A 16,156-nucleotide genomic window follows, 5' to 3' on the forward strand; every position below is an offset into this window, starting at 1 on the left:
GCGAACGGCTCGCGCCAATGGCCGGCGATCGAAGGTGCGCTCGGCGGTCGAGCATGTCTTCGCCCGGCAGAAAGGGCCGATGGGCCTGTTCGTGCGCACCATCGGCATCGTGCGCGCCGAGGCGAAGATCGGCATGGCCAATCTCGCCTACAATCTCACCCGCTTCGTCTGGCATCAGGGGCGAGGTGCGCCCGCATGACGGCAAAATCGCCACCGGTCTGAAGTTCCAATGGCGGATGAGCGCCAAGTGCCGCAAAGCCACACCGATCAAGCCCAAATCGGGCCGCCATCACCAATGACGTCTCTTCAATGCCGCCAAAACGTCGGTTCTTCGAGGTGTCCAGTTTCTCCTGGAAGCGGTGCTCGTCTGCCTGCTGGGAGGTGTGATCGGAGTGTTGATCGCGGTCGCCGCAGGGCCGGTGATTTCGCTGATCCAGCCCAACTATACCTTCGTCTATTCCCCTGCGACGATCCTCGTCGCCTTCGTCAGTTCCAGCCTCATCGGGGTGGCATTCGGCTATCTGCCGGCCCGCAGCGCCTCGCGGCTCGATCCGGTGGTTGCCCTGTCGAAGTAGATGTCGTTGCGTGGCGATAGGGAGACGAGTGCGGCTCCCCCTCGTGTAATCGAAGCGTCGGGCCGTTCATTCGGTGGTTCGACTAAGCCTCCAGTATCCGCCCCGAAGTGCCAACAGCTCACCGTGAGTACCGACCTCCTGCACGGTGCCCGCCTCCATATAGACGATCAGATCGGCGTTGCGGATGGTGGAGAGGCGATGGGCGATCACGAAGCTGGTGCGGCCTTGGCGCAATTCGGCCATCGCCGTCTGGATCTGCATTTCCGTGCGCGTGTCGACCGAACTGGTGGCCTCGTCCAGAATCAAGACGGGCGCGCTGAGTAGGAAAGCCCGCGCGATGGTCATCAGCTGTCTTTGTCCCTGCGACAAGGAGGCGCCAGCGTTTTCGAGCAGGGTGTCGTAGCCGCCCGGCAGAGTGCGGACGAATTCGTCGACATGGCACCGGCGAGCAGCGGCGACCACCTCTTCGCGCGAAGCTTCGGGGCGGCCATAGGCGATGTTGTCGTGCACGGTGCCGGTGAAGAGCCAGGTGTCCTGCAGCACCATGCCCATCGCCTGCCGCAGCTGCACCCGCGAAAGGCCGCAGATGTCGACGCCGTCGAGCAAAATGCGGCCACCCCCGACCTCGTAAAAACGCATCAGTAGGTTGACCAGCGTCGTCTTGCCGGCACCCGTCGGCCCGACGATGGCCAGCATCTGGCCCGGCTGCGCCTCAAGGCTGATATCCTCGAACAAGGGCCGGTCGGGCCGATAGCGGAAATGGACGTGCTCGAAACGCACCTCGCCGCGCAGCGGCACGGGCAACGTGGTTCCGCTCTTCTCGCCCTCCGGGTCCATCTCGCCGGCGTCGAGGAATTCGAAAACGCGCTCTGCCGAAGCCAGCGCCGACTGCACGAGCGTGGCCATGCTGCCGAGCTGTGAAATCGGCTGGCCGATCTGGCGGATATACTGGATGAAGGCCTGCAGCTCGCCGAGCGACAAGGCGCCGGCCAGGACCCTGAAACCGCCCAGCGCGACGACCGCGATATAGGCGAGGTTGGTCACGAACATCGTCGTGGGCTGGATCATGCTGCCGAGGATCTGACCCGTCAGGCTGGCTTCGACCAGAGCGTCGTTTCGGGCGCGGAACCGCTGCTCGATGCGCTCGCGTGCGCCAAACACCTTGATCAGGCTCTGCGCGGCGAAACTCTCTTCGACGATGGCGTTGAGATGGCCCGTCTCGCGCCATTGAGAGGTGAAGAAGGGATGCGCCAGCCGGGCGATGATCCGAGTGACCGTCAGGGACGCCGCGATGGCAGTCAGCGCCACGCAGGCCAGCGGCGGCGAAAGCACGACCATCATCACGACGACGCCAATGATCGTCAGCAGCATCAGCATTGCCTGGCTGGCGACCTGTTGAAAGTTTTGGACGATGTTGTCGATGTCGTTGGTGAAGCGCGACAGCACCTCGCCGTGAGGCTGCGCGTCGAACCAGCTCAGAGGCACACGGTCGAGCTTGGCCTGCGCCTCGCTTCGCAGCCTGCGTCCCATGGTTTGGACCAGCTCGTTGATCATCCACGCCTGGACCAGGTTCAGCCCTGAGGCGGCGAGATAAATCGCGACCACTAACACAAGCTGACTCACCAGCGCCGCCTTGCTGAACGTGCCGCTTTCCGCCGCCTCGGCCAGGATGTCGGTCGCCTTGCCGAGCTGCCACGGGCCGATCGCGCTGCCGGTGACGCTGGCCAGGCTCAAGACGATTGTGATGACGATCGCAAGGTGATGGCCGCTCAGGGCATGCCAGACGCGGCGCAGCGCACCACGCAGGTCGCGCGGCTTGGCGCCGGCGATGACGGCGCCCGGTCCGCGGGGCTGCGCGGCCGTCTGGATTGCGGACTGTCGTCTCATACGGCCAGTCCTTCATGACTCTGCTGCGAGGTTACGATGTCGGCATAGACGGGGCAGCCGTGCATCAGCACTTCGTGCCGACCCCGTCCGACGACGCGCCCCTTGTCGAGAACCAGGATCGTATCGGCGTCGCGAATGGAGACGGCGCGCTGACTGACGATCACCAGGGCCGCATCCTTGAGGTCGCGACGCAGCGCTACCCGCAGACGGCCGTCGGTCGCCTGGTCGAGCGCGGAGAAACTATCGTCGAAAACATAGATCGAGCTTCGGCAGACCAGCGCGCGGGCAATGGCCAGACGCTGGCGTTGGCCGCCGGAAAAATTCGAGCCACCCTGCGATACCGGCGCCCGCAGCCGATCGGGCAGCGCTTCGACAAAATCGGCAGCCTGGGCGATTTCCAGCGCGTGCCAGAGGTCGTCTTCGCTCGCTTCGGGTTTGCCGAGAGACAGAGTTTCGGCAACGGTACCGGAGAGCAGATAGGATGTCTGAGGCACATAGCCGATGTGGGCGGACAACGTCTCGGGCGACAGGGCGCGGAGATCGACCCCGCCCAGGGTCACGCGTCCTTCGCTCGGATCGTCGAGGCGTGGGATGAGATTGACGATCGTCGATTTGCCTGAACCGGTGGCGCCGATGATGCCGAGCACTTGTCCCGGCCCGACGTCGAACGACACGGTTTCGAGCACCATCGCCTCGGCACCGGGATACCCAAAGCTGACGGTCTCGAAGCGGAGCGATGGCCCCCTGTCTGCCGCCGGCAGGGGCGTCGGCGAGGCGGGCGGCGCAAGCGCCACCGGCACGCGGAGCAGTTCGCCGATGCGTTGTCCGCTGACCAGAGCGCGCGGCAGCATGACGATGAGCATGCCCATCATCATCACCGAAATGAGGATCAGCGCGACGTAGGAGAGGAAGGCGATCAGCGTGCCGACCTGCAGATCTCCGGAGGGCACCCGCGACGAGCCGACCCAGATCAGCGCAACCGAGGTCAATTGCACGATCATCATGACCGTCGGCGCGATCATGCTCATCAACCGGCCCGCGGCCGTCGCCGTATGGGTCAGGTTCGTATTCGCGGTGGCGAACCGGGCCGCCTCGCGTCGTTGCTGGAGAAATGCCCGGATGACCCGGATGCCGCTGATCTGCTCGCGCAGAACGGCGTTGACCCGGTCGATCTGTTTTTGCATCCGCCGAAAAAGGGGCGTGGCGCGAAACGTCAGGGTTGCGATGATGGCGGCGAGAATCGGAACCACGACGAGAAGCAGCAGGGAAAGCTGCGCGTCCTGCCGGACCGCCATAACGGCTGCACCGACGCCGATGATCGGTGCGATGATGATCATCGTCAGCGCCATGGTCAGCATCGTCTGCACCTGCAGGACGTCGTTCGTGCAGCGGGTGATGAGCGAATCGACCGTGAAGCTGCGGACCTGGGTGGCGGCCAGCGCGTGAACCTTGGCAAAGACCTCGGAGCGCAGGTCCCAGCCCACGCGATAGGCGACCGTGGCGCCGACGATCACCGCCGAGGCGCTCAAGACGACCTGGACGATCGCCGCAACGCCCATGAGCACGCTGTAGTGGACGATGACGTCCGGTTTGCCGGCGACGATGCCCTCATCGACCACATCGGCGCTCAGCGCCGGCAGCAAAAGGGACGCCGCAACCTGCCCAAGCTGGCAAGATACGAGCGCCAGCAACCGCCAGCGATACGGGCGAATGCGCCGCCACCAACCTCTCGCCGTCGCATTCAAGCGCGCATGGGAACCCGAATTGCTTCCCAGGATCATCTCATGTCTCGTCGCCGGTTGGCCTCGCGGAGCCCTCGAGCCTTCATGTTTTCCGCGCGATTGGATCGACCGAGGCGGTCGTCGGCTGTTCAGGAGCGCGCCGCTGGCTCGACGGTCGGGATCGAGCAAAGGCGAACCAGGCCGCGGACATCCGCTCGCTGGTCAATCGACCCGAGCCCCGACTTGGAGAATCTTCGACGTCGAGGCTGCGCTCGTGGTCCGGTTAGTTTGAGGTGACAACCGAAAGAATGGCGCCCGTGGCCACGGTGATCAGCAGATATTGACCATCGACCCGCACCCACTTCTGGCCATCTCCAGGCGACTTAAGACCTTTTTTCTTATAGTCGCTCACCGCATTATACTTCTTGGGTGACAATAGCTTGTCGCCGCTTCGCCAAATTTTCTTCTGACTTGTGCTTGACGATTGCGTCGCTTTGTTGTGCTGCGTCGCTTGTTGCGCCGAAGCGCCTGTAACGCAAATGGCCGATGCCAAAACGGCGGCTGCGATGATGGATTTCATGCTTCATTTCCTTTTTCTGTTTCTTCCGACTGGTTTCGTGGGCGCAAGCCGTCCATGATCACTGCGAAGCAGGTCTTGAGATAGTGGGTGCGGTCGCTGTTGGCGCCCCATTGCGAATCGCCCGACGATTTGGGCGACGATAGACCGAACGCGACATCCATCAGCATGCATGCGGTTATCTTCGCATCGGCGATCTGAATGCGCCCTTGCGCCTGTTGGTCTTCCAACCATTCGATCAGCAGTTCGCGGGCATATTCCGGGCCTTGGCCGTGAAACACCGGACGCAACTCCGGAAACCGGTGTTCCTCGGCAACGAACATCCGCACCAGTTCGGACCGTCGACGCTCGGTTTCGGCGTCGATATCGACCCAAAAGATTTTCTCCAGCGCGGCTTCGATCGACAGCCCGTCGAAGTCGCCGGGCAGCGCAATCATGCTGTGCCGATGCTGATCGACCAGCGCCGAGAAGAGCTGGGGCTTGCCTGGGAAAAGCCGATAGATCGTGCTGAGAGAAACGTGGGCGGCCGCCGCCACCTTCGCCATCGTCACACTCTGATAACCCTGCTCCACGAAAAGCGCGCAGGTCGCCTCGATAATCTTCTGGCGCGCGACCTCGTCAGGAACAACCTTCGGCCGCCCTATCGAGCGGCGCCCTACCGGTTCCGCGTTTGCCCCGCTATTCGTCTTGTCGAACTGGGACCTCTTGGGTGGCTTCATTTCGAAACAAAAATCGCCGTTGACAGTGATTTTGAGTAATGTCACTTACTCTAAGTGTCAACTGGAAACCCCCGCTGTCCCGTTCGGTGGCCACAACGTGTCCTTGGCTCGATGGATGGGGGGCGAATGCGCGGACGCAGGGCCGCGAGGCCTGTCGAAAGTACGATGGTTTCATCCACAGGACTGTCGGAGAGAGACCCCGTCACCCCACGAATGTGGTGCGGAGGACGGCCCTTCTCTGCGGTGGAAACACTAGAGCGCCAATGTCTTCGAAAACCTTTGCCGGAGCGCATGTTGTTTAGATCGGCCCATGTCTTCATCATTGCCACAGGTATCGGCATTTGCCTGGCCGCCGCTGGCGATGCGTCTGCGCAACCGGCAGAACAAAACAGCCAGCCGATGAAAGTCGGCGTGCTGACATTGGAGCGGCAGTCCGTTCCACAGACATTTGATCTTCCCGGTCGAGCGGTCGCTTACGAGCAAGTCCAAATCCGACCCCGCGTGGACGGCGTCGTCAAGAAGATACTCTATACGCCCGGACAGATGCTTCAGGCGGGCGATCCGCTGTTTCAGCTCGACGACGCCAGCTATGTCGCCACGGTCGCGTCCGACCAAGCCGATCTTGCCAAGGCGAAGGCGGATCTGCCAGTTAAGCAGGCCGCCTATGATCGTGCCGTCAAGCTGAAGGGGCAAGGTTACACCCAGGCCGAAGTGGAAAGCGCACAATCCGATCTCGCATCCGCCCAAGCGACGCTCGATGCGGCCAAGTCGGCGCTCGACTACGCGCAAACGCAATTGTCATGGACCAAGATCGCCAGTCCCATTCAAGGGATCGCCGATGTCTCAGAGGTTTCGGTAGGCGATCTGGTGACATCGGGGCAGGACGATGCGATGGCCACGGTCACCCGGCCCGATCCCATCTATGTCGACATGCTGGAGCCGTCCGCGAGGCTTCTCGAAATTCGGCGCAAGATCGAAAGCGGAAAGCTGGCGCCCAACGCGAAGCTCCATGCCACGCTCATCCTTGAAGACGGAGAGACTTACACCGGGAGCGGGTCTCTGGTGGCCCCGAGCGCAACGGTTTCGACATCCACGGGTACGGTCAGTATCCGCTTCCAGTTCGAGAATGCCGATCGCAAGATCCTGCCGGGCATGTTTCTCAGAGGCTCGGTCCAGATCGGTACGACCCAGGCGGTCCTCGTTCCGCAGCGTGCGGTCGAAATATCCAGCACCGGCGAATTGACCGCCTACATCGTCGGAGACGATGGCAAGGCCAGGCAGGTCAGCTTTTTTTCCATCGGCAGCTACAACAACAACTGGGTCGTGTCGGACGGGCTGGAAGCGGGACAGCGGCTCATTCTCGATGGGTTGAAAACCATGGCGAGCGGAACCGTGATCGATCCGGTTCCGGCGGAGATCGACGAAAACGGGCTGGTCAAGGATACGGTCGCAGACGGCACCGACGCGAGCAGCGGATCAGATGGCTCAGATACCTCCGACGCAAAAGCGGAGGAATAGTCCGATATGGCGAAGTTCTTCATTCATCGCCCAGTCTTTGCCTGGGTGCTCGCCATCATTGTCATGTTGGCCGGCTATTTCGGGATAACGAACCTTCCTATCTCGCAATACCCCGATATCGCTCCGACGACGGTCCGGATTTCGGCGACATACACCGGCGCGACCGCCACGACGGTGCAGAATTCGGTCACCACCGTGATGGAGGACGGGATGACCGGTCTCGACGGCTTGACCTATATGACCTCGACCTCGTCGGCCGGAAGCTCTTCGATATCGCTCGTTTTCGACGACAGCATCGATGCCGACATGGCGCAGGTCGAGGTGCAGAACAAGTTGCAGCTTGTTCAGTCTTCGCTGCCGGATACTGTCACCAGTGCGGGGGTCAGTGTTACCCGTTCGACCTCGTCCATCCTGCTGGTTGGTGCGCTGGTTTCGGAGGACGGATCCTATTCCCAGGTCGAGCTCGGAGACATTCTGGATCGCACGGTGAAAGATCCGATCCGGCGAACCTCGGGCGTCGGATCCATCGACACTTTCTCGTCCTCTTATGCGATGCGGATTTGGCTCGATCCGGACAAGCTCTACAAATACGGCTTGACAGCCAATGACGTCACCGACGCGGTTTCCGAGCAGAACGAGAACGTCACCGTCGGTTCCCTGGGCGATCTGCCTTCATCCCAAGGCCAGCAATTCACCGTTCCCCTGAACGCTCAATCGCAGCTTTCGACCGTCGAGGAGTTCGAGAAGATCGCGCTGTCGACCGCCTCGGATGGTTCGACGATCTATCTTGGCGACGTGGCACGCATCGAAATCAACTCGGAGGACCTATCCTCCACGTCGCGCTTCAATGGCAAACCCGCAGCGGGCTTCGGAGTGAACCTGGCCAACGGGGCAAACGCGGTCGAAACGGCAGCGGCGGTTCGGAAGACCATAGCCGGACTCCAAAAGGCGCTGCCGGACGGCGTGCGCGTCGAATACCCTTACGACACGTCCCCCTTTGTCGAGCAATCGATTCACGAAGTGTATCGCACGCTGGGTGAAGCGATCGTGCTCGTCTTCCTGGTCATTCTCGCCTTTTTGCAAAGCTGGCGCGCGACCATCATTCCGACGGTCGCCGTCCCGATCGTGCTGTTGGGAACGTTCGGCGTTCTGTCCGTCTTCGACATGTCGATCAACACGCTATCGATGTTCGCCCTGGTCCTTGCCATCGGCCTGCTCGTCGACGACGCGATCGTGGTCGTCGAAAACGTCGAGCGGATCATGGACGAGGAAAAGCTCGACGCGGTCGCCGCGACCGAAAAGAGCATGTCCGAGATTTCGGGCGCCTTGGTCGGTATCGTCATGGTGCTGTCGGCGGTCTTTCTGCCGATGGCCTTCATGTCCGGTTCGACAGGTGTGATCTATCGGCAGTTTTCGATCACCATCATCTCTGCGATGGTCCTTTCGCTTTTCGTGGCGCTGATCCTGACGCCGGCGATGTGCGCAAGCCTGCTGAAGCCCAGTCACGGCGAATCGCATCTTCTTCCCGCAAGGCTCTTCAATCGCGGCGTGCGCGGCGTGAACCGCGGATATTCCGGTGCCGTCGGCCGTCTTGTCAAACGTCCGTTCCGCTTGGTGATCGTGCTCGTCGCGGTCGGGCTCACCATTGGCTTCGTCTACCAAAAACTGCCGTCCTCGTTCGTTCCGACGGAAGATCAGGGCGTCCTGATGGGCATCATCCAGCTTCCCGAGAGCGCAACCCAGGCGCAAACCGAAGAAGCCATCGCGGATGTCGAAGACTACCTGCTCAACGGGCAGAAGGCCTATGTCGATGCCGTCTTCTCGGCCGTCGGATTCAGCTTCAACGGGTCGGGCCAGAACAACGCGATGATGTTCATCAAGCTTAAGAACTTCGATGAACGGCAGGACATGACTGCAGGCCAGATCGCGCTGGCGGCGAACATGCATTATGCAAACAACCGGATGGGCCAGATCGTCTTCATGCAGCCCGCCGCGATTCAAGGCATGGGAACGTCGTCGGGATTCGACATGTATTTGGTCGATGACGGCGGCAACGGGTCCGAAAAGCTGCATGAAGCCGCCGACGAGCTGGTGGCAAAAGCACAAGAAACCGGCGAGATCACCGGCTTGCGAGGCAATGAAGCGGCCACCAAATCCTCGCTGCAGTTGGATATCGACCGCGAGAAGGCGCAGGCGTTCGGCCTGACGCTATCCGAAATCAACTCGATGCTGACGACGATCTTCGCCGGCACGTACGTCAACGATTTCACGCTCAACGACAAGCTGCGCGAAGTCATCGTGCAGGGCGACGCGCCCTACCGGATGCAGCCTGAAGACGTTCTGAAATGGTACGCTCATAACAGCGACGGCGATATGGTGCCCTTTGGCGCCTTCCTCAGCCAGTCCTGGAAAAAGACCGCCTCTACGCTGTATCGGTATGGCGGCACCGGAGCGATCGAGATCACCGGCGATGCCGTCGAAGGCATCTCGACCGGCGACGCGATGGACAAGATGGAGGAATTGGTTTCCGACCTGCCCGGAAACTACGGTCTGGCGTGGGTCGGTCTGTCACTGCAAGAGCAGATGTCAGGCAATCAAGAACCGCTCCTGTACACCCTGTCGGCACTCGTGGTCTTTCTTTGCCTCGCGGCGCTCTACGAAAGCTGGACGGTGCCGTTCGCCGTGCTGCTGTCCGTCCCCGTTGGTGTGCTCGGCGCGCTTCTCGCCGCGCAATTCTTCGGCCAGTCCAACGACGTCTATTTCAAGGTCGGCATGTTGACGACGATCGGCCTTGCGGCGCGCAACGCGATCCTGATCGTCGAGTTCGCTCAGAGCCTTCGTGAAGAGGGCCGATCGTTGATCGAGGCGACGACCATCGCTGCGCGTCAGCGGCTGCGCCCGATCATGATGACGACGCTTGCCTTCATGCTCGGTATTTTGCCGTTGGCGATCGCGACCGGCGCCGGCGCGAACGCCCAGAATTCCATCGGCATCGGCATGCTGGGCGGAATCATCTTTTCCGCGCTCTTCGGGATCCTCATGGTCCCCGTGTTCTACGTCGCCGTGATGACCTTGCTGATAAAGGTCAAAGGTAAGGAGTCCGTGTGATGAACCTGGTGAAGCTTGCTCCTCTCCTGCTCATGGCAGGCTGCACAGCCGTCGGCCCGGACTATCAACGCCCTGCAATCGGTGTATCGCGAAGCTTCGTCGGCGGGACCCATGCACCCTTGGCTGCGGTCGCTTGGCGCGCCTGGTGGCAAGACTATCATGATCCGATGCTCAACGAGCTGATCTCCCGCGGCCTGAACCAGGGTCTCGACATCGCTTCGGCCAGTGAGAGGATTCGTGAAGCCGAAGCCAATTTGCGAGCCACGGGTATCGCCGCGGCACTCGATGGTTCAGCAAGCCTCGCACGAATGCGCAGCGGTGGCGACGGCGTATCGACGACGACCACCAACAGCAGGGAACTCAGCGGATCTCTAGTGGTCGACATGTTCGGCGGTATCCGGCGTGAGCGCGAGGCGGCCAAAGCCGATCTCGTTGCAGCACGAGCTGACCTTGAATCAACGCGTCTGGCCTGGCTTGCAGAACTGATCGCCGCCTATTCGGACGCCCGCTACTACCAGGAGTCCCTGGCCCTGACCCGCGAGACGATCAATTCGCGGGTCCAGACCGTGAGCGTTACCCAAAAGCAGTATGAAGCCGGCGCTGAGACCGAATACGATCTGGCCGAAGCGCAGGCGCTTCTGGATGCGGCGCGCGCTGATCTTCCGCAATACCTTGCCGAATTCAATGCCAACGTCTTTGCCATTGCGACCTTGCTGAACGAGCCGGCGGGGCCAATCATGGCGCAGATGCAGAAAGGCGCCCCCCAGCTCCGGACGCCAGGAAAGGTTTCGGTGGGCGTCCCTGCGGATCTGTTACGCACCCGCCCGGACGTTCGCTACTATGAGGGGCTTCTGCATGCGGCCGTCGCCGAGATCGGCGTTGCGACGGCCGACATGCTGCCGTCCGTCACCCTGACCGGTGACATCACCGTCTCGGGCAGCATAACGTCCTGGTCATACGGCCCCGAATTGTCTCTTCCCGTGCTCAATCAAGGACAGCTCGCGGCGCAACGCGACGCGAAAATATCGGAGGCGAAGCAGGCCGAGATCGACTGGCGGTCGGCCGTGGCCTCGGCGGTCGAGGATGTGCAGGTCGCTCTCTCCAATCTCGCCCAATATCGCCTTCGCAGTGTCGCGCTGCAAAAGTCGGTGGCGTCCTACAGCAGGGCTTTGTCCATGGCGCAGGAAAACTATCGGGCGGGCGCCATCACGCTGCTCGATCTGCTGGATACCGATCGCTCCACCGCTTCGGCGAAGATCAGCGCCGCCTCGGCTCGAAACGATGCGGCGAAGGAATGGGCGACGCTTCAGATCGCGATCGGCGCAGGAGCCTCTGCAGACGATGATTGATACATCCGCTACAGGAGGTTGCTGCTCTCTCCGGCGGAGGTGAGATCCTCTCTACTGCTGATCTGGCAAAGATGGAGAGCCGCGACTTCCTGTCGCGGATGTATAACTATATGCGCGCCATATTCCTTGGCGCGCTATTTCCTGTCTTTCTTTGCTATCGCAGGACGGTCCCGCCGTTTTCTCTACACCTCCTTGAACCGCTCCGGCAGTACGCTCGATCTTCTTCCGAAAGGAGAAAGGCGTGACGGCAGCCAAAATACTCTGGGGCCAGATTGTCATCGTCGTTGCAATCGTCATCGCGACGACGTGGGCGGCGACGGAGTGGACGGCCTGGCGGCTAGGGTTTCAGGCGCAGCTCGGGGTGCCATGGTTCGAGTTGGCCGGCTGGCCGGTCTACGCTCCACCGTCCTTCTTCTGGTGGTGGTACTTCTACGACGCCTATGCGCCGCCGATCTTCGTCGAGGGCGCGTATATCGCAGCGTCGGGCGGCTTCCTCGCCGTCGCCGTGGCAATCGGCCTGTCGGTGTGGCGGGCGTGCGAGGCGAAGAACGCCGAGACCTTCGGCTCGGCCCGCTGGGCGCGGCCGGATGAGGTGAAGGCAGCGGGGCTGCTTGGTCCCGATGGCGTTGTGCTCGGCAAGCTCGATCGCCAGTATCTTCGCCACGACGGCCCGGAGCACGTGCTGTGCTTCGCGCCAACCCGCTCCGGCAAGGGCGTCGGCCTCGTCGTGCCCTCGCTGCTGACCTGGCCGGGCTCGGCCATCGTCCACGACATCAAAGGCGAGAACTGGCAGATCACCGCCGGCTTTCGGGCACGGCACGGCCGCGTGCTGCTGTTCGACCCGACCAACGCGAAGTCGGCTGCCTACAATCCGCTGCTGGAAGTCCGTCGAGGCGAGTGGGAGGTCCGCGATGTCCAGAACATCGCCGACATCCTGGTCGATCCCGAAGGCAGCCTGGAGAAGCGGAACCACTGGGAGAAGACCGGCCGACGATCAGAGCAGGCGCACGGCCGAGCAGGCGCTCGACCGTTTTGGCCCTGCGCCCGCTCCGGGCCTATCGAATGCGCAGCCAACACCGATTCGGCGCTGGACAACGGGAGTGAAACACGCCGTAACGGGCGCCGGTGGCCGCGTCGACCTCCAGATCCATCAGCCGTTCGGCGACAAAGCGATCATCTCGCGCAGGAAGTCTGCATCCGCGCTCTTCTCCACGAGCGCCGGCAGGTTCATCATCTCGTCGGCCATCGGCGGTCTTCCCGATTCGGGTTGGGGTTGGCAACCAGACCCTACCGGAGATCGTCGGCGACCACCGCACCTGCTGTGTGAGAAAACAGTGGTCCGCCATCGACGTCCGGCGGCCTGCTGCGGGGCAATCGACTGCCGAGGTCGAAGGCCCTCCATGGCCGCCTATTCTCTTGCTCTCTTACCCGACGTCTCCAGCCAGGAGTTGCCATGACCGTCATTCCGACCATCGCCGCCTTCGCCGACGAGCTCACGGCGATTCGCCGCGACCTGCATGCCCATCCCGAACTGGGCTTCGAAGAGGTCCGCACGTCTGGCATCGTCGCCGCAGCGTTGGCGAGCTATGGCATCCAGGTACATCGCGGCGTTGGCGGCACCGGCGTCGTCGGCATCCTTCGCAGCGGCGATGGCGGACGGAGGGTCGGACTTCGCGCCGACATGGATGCGCTGCCGATGGACGAGCTCACCAACCTCCCCTACCGCTCCGCCGAGTCGGGCCGGTTTCACGGCTGCGGCCACGACGGTCACACGACCATGCTTCTTGGCGCCGCCCGCTATCTCGCCCAGACACGGAATTTCGACGGGACCGTGGTGTTCGTCTTCCAGCCCGCCGAGGAGGGCCTGGGCGGCGCGCGTGCGATGATCGCCGACGGCCTGTTCGAGCGATTTCCCTGCGACGAAATCTATGGCCTCCACAACCGCACCGACCTCGATCTTGGCCAGATCGGCTTCTGCGCCGGCAAGGCGATGGCCGGGGCCAGCTTCTTCGACATCACGATCAAGGGACTTGGCGCCCACGCCGCCCAGCCGCAGGAATCCAGGGATCCAATCATCGTCGCGACGGCGCTGGCGCAAGCCCTCCAGAGCATCGTCAGCCGCAACGTCCATCCGCTGCAGTCGGCGGTCCTGTCGATCACCACGATCCGCGGTGGCTCGGCCTACAACATCGTGCCGGAAACCGCCACGATGGGCGGCACCATCCGCTACCTCGACGAGGACGTGGGTGCCCTCGTCGAGCAGCGCCTGCGCGAGATCTGCGCCGGAGCCGCACAGATGTACGGTTGCGAGATCGGCGTCGACACCCGCAATGTCTTCTCCGTTCTGCACAACGATCCTGAGCGAACGGAAGCGCTGCGCCGGGCCGCAGCCGAAATCGTCGGCGAAGGCGGTATCGTCCCCGCGCTCGAGCCGATTATGGGCAGCGAGGACTTTGCCGACATGCTGCGCGTCGTGCCCGGCGCCTACTGCTGGGTCGGCCACGGCGGGTCGGTTCCGGTGCACAACCCCGGCTTCATCCTCGATGACGGGGTCCTGCCGGTCGGCGCCAGCCTGCTCGCGCGGATCGCCGAACGGCGCCTTGCCGCCTGATCACGCGGCCGAATGCCCCTCCCCGATCAGAGCCAGGACTGGACTTCGAGCTTGCTGCCCTGGCCGAAGCGTTCGAGATTGAAGGCGGCAAGGTCCACCGACGGACGCTCGCCGGTCGCCAGCTCGGCGACCACTTGGCCGGCGCCCGGCCCGATGCCGAAACCGTGGCCCGAAAATCCCGTCGCGACGAAGCAGCCGGGAACCGACGCAATCTGCGAGATCACCGGGATCACGTCCGGCAAGGTGTCGATCATCCCGCTCCAGCTCCGGGCGACAGCGACATCGCGAAAGGCCGGCAGGGTTTCGGCAAGGCGCCGGCGGACAGTTTCCAGCGTGGCTGCGTCCGGTGCCGGGCTGAGAATCCGCACCGCCTCGTAGATCGACGGCCGGTCCGCCTGCCCCGGCTTCCAGTCAAGGGCTTCGGCCAGGAACGCCCGCCCGAACCGCAGCCGGACACTGGTCAGCTGTCGGCGCAGCACCGGGAGAAAATCGCAGAAGTAGCGAAAGCTGTCCGGCGTCACATAGGAATTGCTCGCCGACGACGTGGCGGCGAGATAGGAGCCATCAAGCCGCCGGCCGACTGCCAGATCCGAAAAGCTGACGGAGGCTCGTGGCCCTGCCTCGACCGGTGCGGTCGCCAGCACCGACGACAAGACCTTGAGCTGCGGCAGACGGACGCCGAGCCCCCTGAGCATTAGCTGCGACCAGGCGCCGCCCGCCACGATCACCGACGAGGAATGCACAAGGCCCCGCTCGGTCACCACCTCGCTTGTCCGGCCGCCCTGGGTTTCGATCGCGCGCACTGCGCAGCCCTCGACGATCACGGCCCCCTTCGCCACCGCCGCGGCGGCGATCGCATGGCTGGCCCGCTGCGGCTCGGCCCGACCGTCTGCGGGCGTATAGATGGCGCCAGGCACCTTGCGCGTCACGCCGGGCACCAGGCGCTCCACCGCCGCGCCATCAATGATCCGGCTGTCGATGCCGACGTCCTTGGCATGGGCCGCCCAGCGAGCGTGGCGCTCCATCACCTCCTCGGAGCGCGCCGTATAGAGGATGCCCGTGCGCCGCAGACCGGTGTCGTCCGCAAGCTCCTCGGAAAAGCGATCCCAGAGCCGGTTGGCGAGCTGCATCAGCGGCAACTCACGCAGGTCCCGGCCGGTCTGGCGCACCCAGCCCCAGTTGCGGCTCGACTGTTCGCCGGCGATCCGCCCCTTTTCGAACAGCGCCACGGAGATCCCTCTGGACGCCAGCGCCCAGGCGGCGCTGACCCCGACGATGCCGCCACCGACGATGGCGACGTCGCAGCTCTTCGGGAACGACTGCGACGACGCGAAAGCCGGCAGCGACGGCCCGTCGGCCTGACGATAGGCACGCATCAGTAGCTGTCCTCCACCCGCCAGTTCACCGGAATTTCCGCAATGCTCGCCGAGGCGGGCAGTTCGAGCACCAGGCGGACGATCCGCGCGACGTCCGCCGGCTTCGTCACCGCATCGAGGTCGACGCCCTGCATGGACCCAGCCATGTCGGTGGCCACGAAGCCGGGACAGATGGCGGTCGAACGGATGCCGGCCTCGCTACCGCATTGGCGGATCGCGTGCGAGAGCGCGACGGCCGAAAATTTCGACATGGCGTAGAGACTGGAGCGGGGCGATTTCACGCGTTTGCCGGACAGCGAGGCGAGGATGACGACCTTGCCCTTCGTTTCGGCCAGCGCCGGCCAGGCGGCCCGGGTCAGCCGCAGCGGTGCCTTGACGTTGACGCCGAAGAGACGATCGAAGTCGTCGTCGTCGGCCTCGATCACCGATTTCTCGATCATGATGCCGGCCGAGTGGACCAGGGCGTCGATGCGGCCATAGCGCTGCCGGGTCGCCTCGACCCAGCCGGCTTCGCTGCCGGGCTCCAAGGCCTCGAAGCGACAGACCAGATCGTCAGGGTGCGCTTGCAACGCCGCGGGCCGGCGCACGCCGAGGCTGAGACCCCAGCCGGCTTGGCGCAAGGCGGCCGCAATGGCGGCGCCTATCCCTCGCGAAGCGCCGGAAATCATCGCGACGGGCTGTTCGGTGGTCATTGACTGTCTCTGTCTTCAGTCTC

Annotated in this window: 11 protein-coding genes and 3 pseudogenes; 7 read left to right on the top strand and 7 right to left on the bottom strand. The window is 63.2% G+C overall.

All coding sequences use genetic code 11. The annotated features are described in order from the left end of the window. Positions 1 to 199, top strand: a pseudogene (locus tag SMD10_RS19050) (IS5/IS1182 family transposase); the annotation flags it as partial. Between the two features lie 151 nt (positions 200 to 350). Beyond that, positions 351 to 575 carry an FtsX-like permease family protein gene (locus SMD10_RS19055; RefSeq protein ID WP_331687352.1) on the top strand — a complete coding sequence of 75 codons (225 nt, stop codon included), beginning with the start codon at positions 351 to 353 and terminating at the stop codon, positions 573 to 575. A gap of 66 nt (positions 576 to 641) precedes the next feature. Here SMD10_RS19055 and SMD10_RS19060 read toward each other — a convergent pair whose 3' ends face one another. The 4 genes from SMD10_RS19060 to SMD10_RS19075 all read right to left on the bottom strand — a co-directional run bounded on the left by SMD10_RS19060 (position 642) and on the right by SMD10_RS19075 (position 5,524). Next, a complete protein-coding gene (locus SMD10_RS19060; RefSeq protein WP_331687321.1) occupies positions 642 to 2,462 on the bottom strand; it encodes an ABC transporter ATP-binding protein in 1,821 nt (606 codons plus the stop codon). Next, positions 2,459 to 4,243 carry an ABC transporter ATP-binding protein gene (locus SMD10_RS19065; protein ID WP_331687322.1) on the bottom strand — a complete coding sequence of 595 codons (1,785 nt, stop codon included), beginning with the start codon at positions 4,241 to 4,243 and terminating at the stop codon, positions 2,459 to 2,461. The genes SMD10_RS19060 and SMD10_RS19065 overlap by 4 nt, the downstream gene beginning before the upstream one ends. 223 nt (positions 4,244 to 4,466) lie before the next feature. After that, the gene (locus SMD10_RS19070; protein ID WP_331687323.1) at positions 4,467 to 4,763 is read right to left on the bottom strand and encodes an RcnB family protein; all 297 of its coding nucleotides are present in this window, start codon (positions 4,761 to 4,763) and stop codon (positions 4,467 to 4,469) included. After that, positions 4,760 to 5,524 (bottom strand): TetR/AcrR family transcriptional regulator, encoded by a 765-nt coding sequence (locus SMD10_RS19075; RefSeq protein ID WP_331687324.1) that lies wholly within the window; start codon positions 5,522 to 5,524, stop codon positions 4,760 to 4,762. The genes SMD10_RS19070 and SMD10_RS19075 overlap by 4 nt, the downstream gene beginning before the upstream one ends. A 198-nt stretch (positions 5,525 to 5,722) precedes the next feature. Here SMD10_RS19075 and SMD10_RS19080 point away from each other — a divergent pair, with 198 nt between their 5' ends. The 4 genes and pseudogenes from SMD10_RS19080 to SMD10_RS19095 form a co-directional block, all read left to right on the top strand. After that, complete coding sequence (locus SMD10_RS19080) at positions 5,723 to 6,997, top strand: efflux RND transporter periplasmic adaptor subunit (protein ID WP_331687325.1); 1,275 nt, start codon at positions 5,723 to 5,725, stop codon at positions 6,995 to 6,997. Between the two features lie 6 nt (positions 6,998 to 7,003). Next, a complete protein-coding gene (locus SMD10_RS19085) occupies positions 7,004 to 10,105 on the top strand; it encodes a multidrug efflux RND transporter permease subunit (protein WP_331687326.1) in 3,102 nt (1,033 codons plus the stop codon). Beyond that, on the top strand, positions 10,105 to 11,454 hold the full coding sequence (locus SMD10_RS19090) for an efflux transporter outer membrane subunit (protein ID WP_331687327.1): 1,350 nt from the start codon (positions 10,105 to 10,107) through the stop codon (positions 11,452 to 11,454). The genes SMD10_RS19085 and SMD10_RS19090 overlap by 1 nt, the downstream gene beginning before the upstream one ends. A 241-nt stretch (positions 11,455 to 11,695) precedes the next feature. Continuing rightward, a pseudogene (locus SMD10_RS19095) lies at positions 11,696 to 12,439 on the top strand (type IV secretory system conjugative DNA transfer family protein); the annotation flags it as partial. 124 nt (positions 12,440 to 12,563) lie between these two features. Here SMD10_RS19095 and SMD10_RS19100 read toward each other — a convergent pair. Continuing rightward, a pseudogene (locus SMD10_RS19100) lies at positions 12,564 to 12,700 on the bottom strand (IS256 family transposase); the annotation flags it as partial. Positions 12,701 to 12,907: 207 nt separating this feature from the next. On the opposite strand from SMD10_RS19100, the gene SMD10_RS19105 reads away from it, so the two are divergent. Further along, complete coding sequence (locus SMD10_RS19105; RefSeq protein ID WP_331687328.1) at positions 12,908 to 14,065, top strand: M20 aminoacylase family protein; 1,158 nt, start codon at positions 12,908 to 12,910, stop codon at positions 14,063 to 14,065. A gap of 26 nt (positions 14,066 to 14,091) precedes the next feature. On the opposite strand, the gene SMD10_RS19110 is transcribed toward SMD10_RS19105, so the two are convergent. Both SMD10_RS19110 and SMD10_RS19115 read right to left on the bottom strand, forming a co-directional pair. Next, entirely contained in the window at positions 14,092 to 15,441 is a 1,350-nt protein-coding gene (locus SMD10_RS19110) for an NAD(P)/FAD-dependent oxidoreductase (RefSeq protein ID WP_331687329.1), read from the bottom strand. Next, the gene (locus SMD10_RS19115; protein WP_331687330.1) at positions 15,441 to 16,133 is read right to left on the bottom strand and encodes an SDR family NAD(P)-dependent oxidoreductase; all 693 of its coding nucleotides are present in this window, start codon (positions 16,131 to 16,133) and stop codon (positions 15,441 to 15,443) included. The genes SMD10_RS19110 and SMD10_RS19115 overlap by 1 nt, the downstream gene beginning before the upstream one ends. Between the last annotated feature and the right edge of the window lie 23 nt (positions 16,134 to 16,156).

Origin of the sequence: Consotaella aegiceratis (assembly GCF_036541425.1) — a bacterium.
Classification (GTDB): Bacteria; Pseudomonadota; Alphaproteobacteria; order Rhizobiales; family Rhizobiaceae; genus Consotaella; species Consotaella aegiceratis.

What these genes read in the sequence shown, in the direction of transcription:
- SMD10_RS19060 (WP_331687321.1), bottom strand. Translation starts at nt 2,462, where the DNA reads ATGAGACGACAGTCCGCAATCCAGACGGCCGCGCAGCCCCGCGGACCG.
- SMD10_RS19065 (WP_331687322.1), bottom strand. Translation starts at nt 4,243, where the DNA reads ATGATCCTGGGAAGCAATTCGGGTTCCCATGCGCGCTTGAATGCGACG.
- SMD10_RS19070 (WP_331687323.1), bottom strand. Translation starts at nt 4,763, where the DNA reads ATGAAATCCATCATCGCAGCCGCCGTTTTGGCATCGGCCATTTGCGTT.
- SMD10_RS19085 (WP_331687326.1), top strand. Translation starts at nt 7,004, where the DNA reads ATGGCGAAGTTCTTCATTCATCGCCCAGTCTTTGCCTGGGTGCTCGCC.
- SMD10_RS19090 (WP_331687327.1), top strand. Translation starts at nt 10,105, where the DNA reads ATGAACCTGGTGAAGCTTGCTCCTCTCCTGCTCATGGCAGGCTGCACA.
- SMD10_RS19105 (WP_331687328.1), top strand. Translation starts at nt 12,908, where the DNA reads ATGACCGTCATTCCGACCATCGCCGCCTTCGCCGACGAGCTCACGGCG.
- SMD10_RS19110 (WP_331687329.1), bottom strand. Translation starts at nt 15,441, where the DNA reads ATGCGTGCCTATCGTCAGGCCGACGGGCCGTCGCTGCCGGCTTTCGCG.
- SMD10_RS19115 (WP_331687330.1), bottom strand. Translation starts at nt 16,133, where the DNA reads ATGACCACCGAACAGCCCGTCGCGATGATTTCCGGCGCTTCGCGAGGG.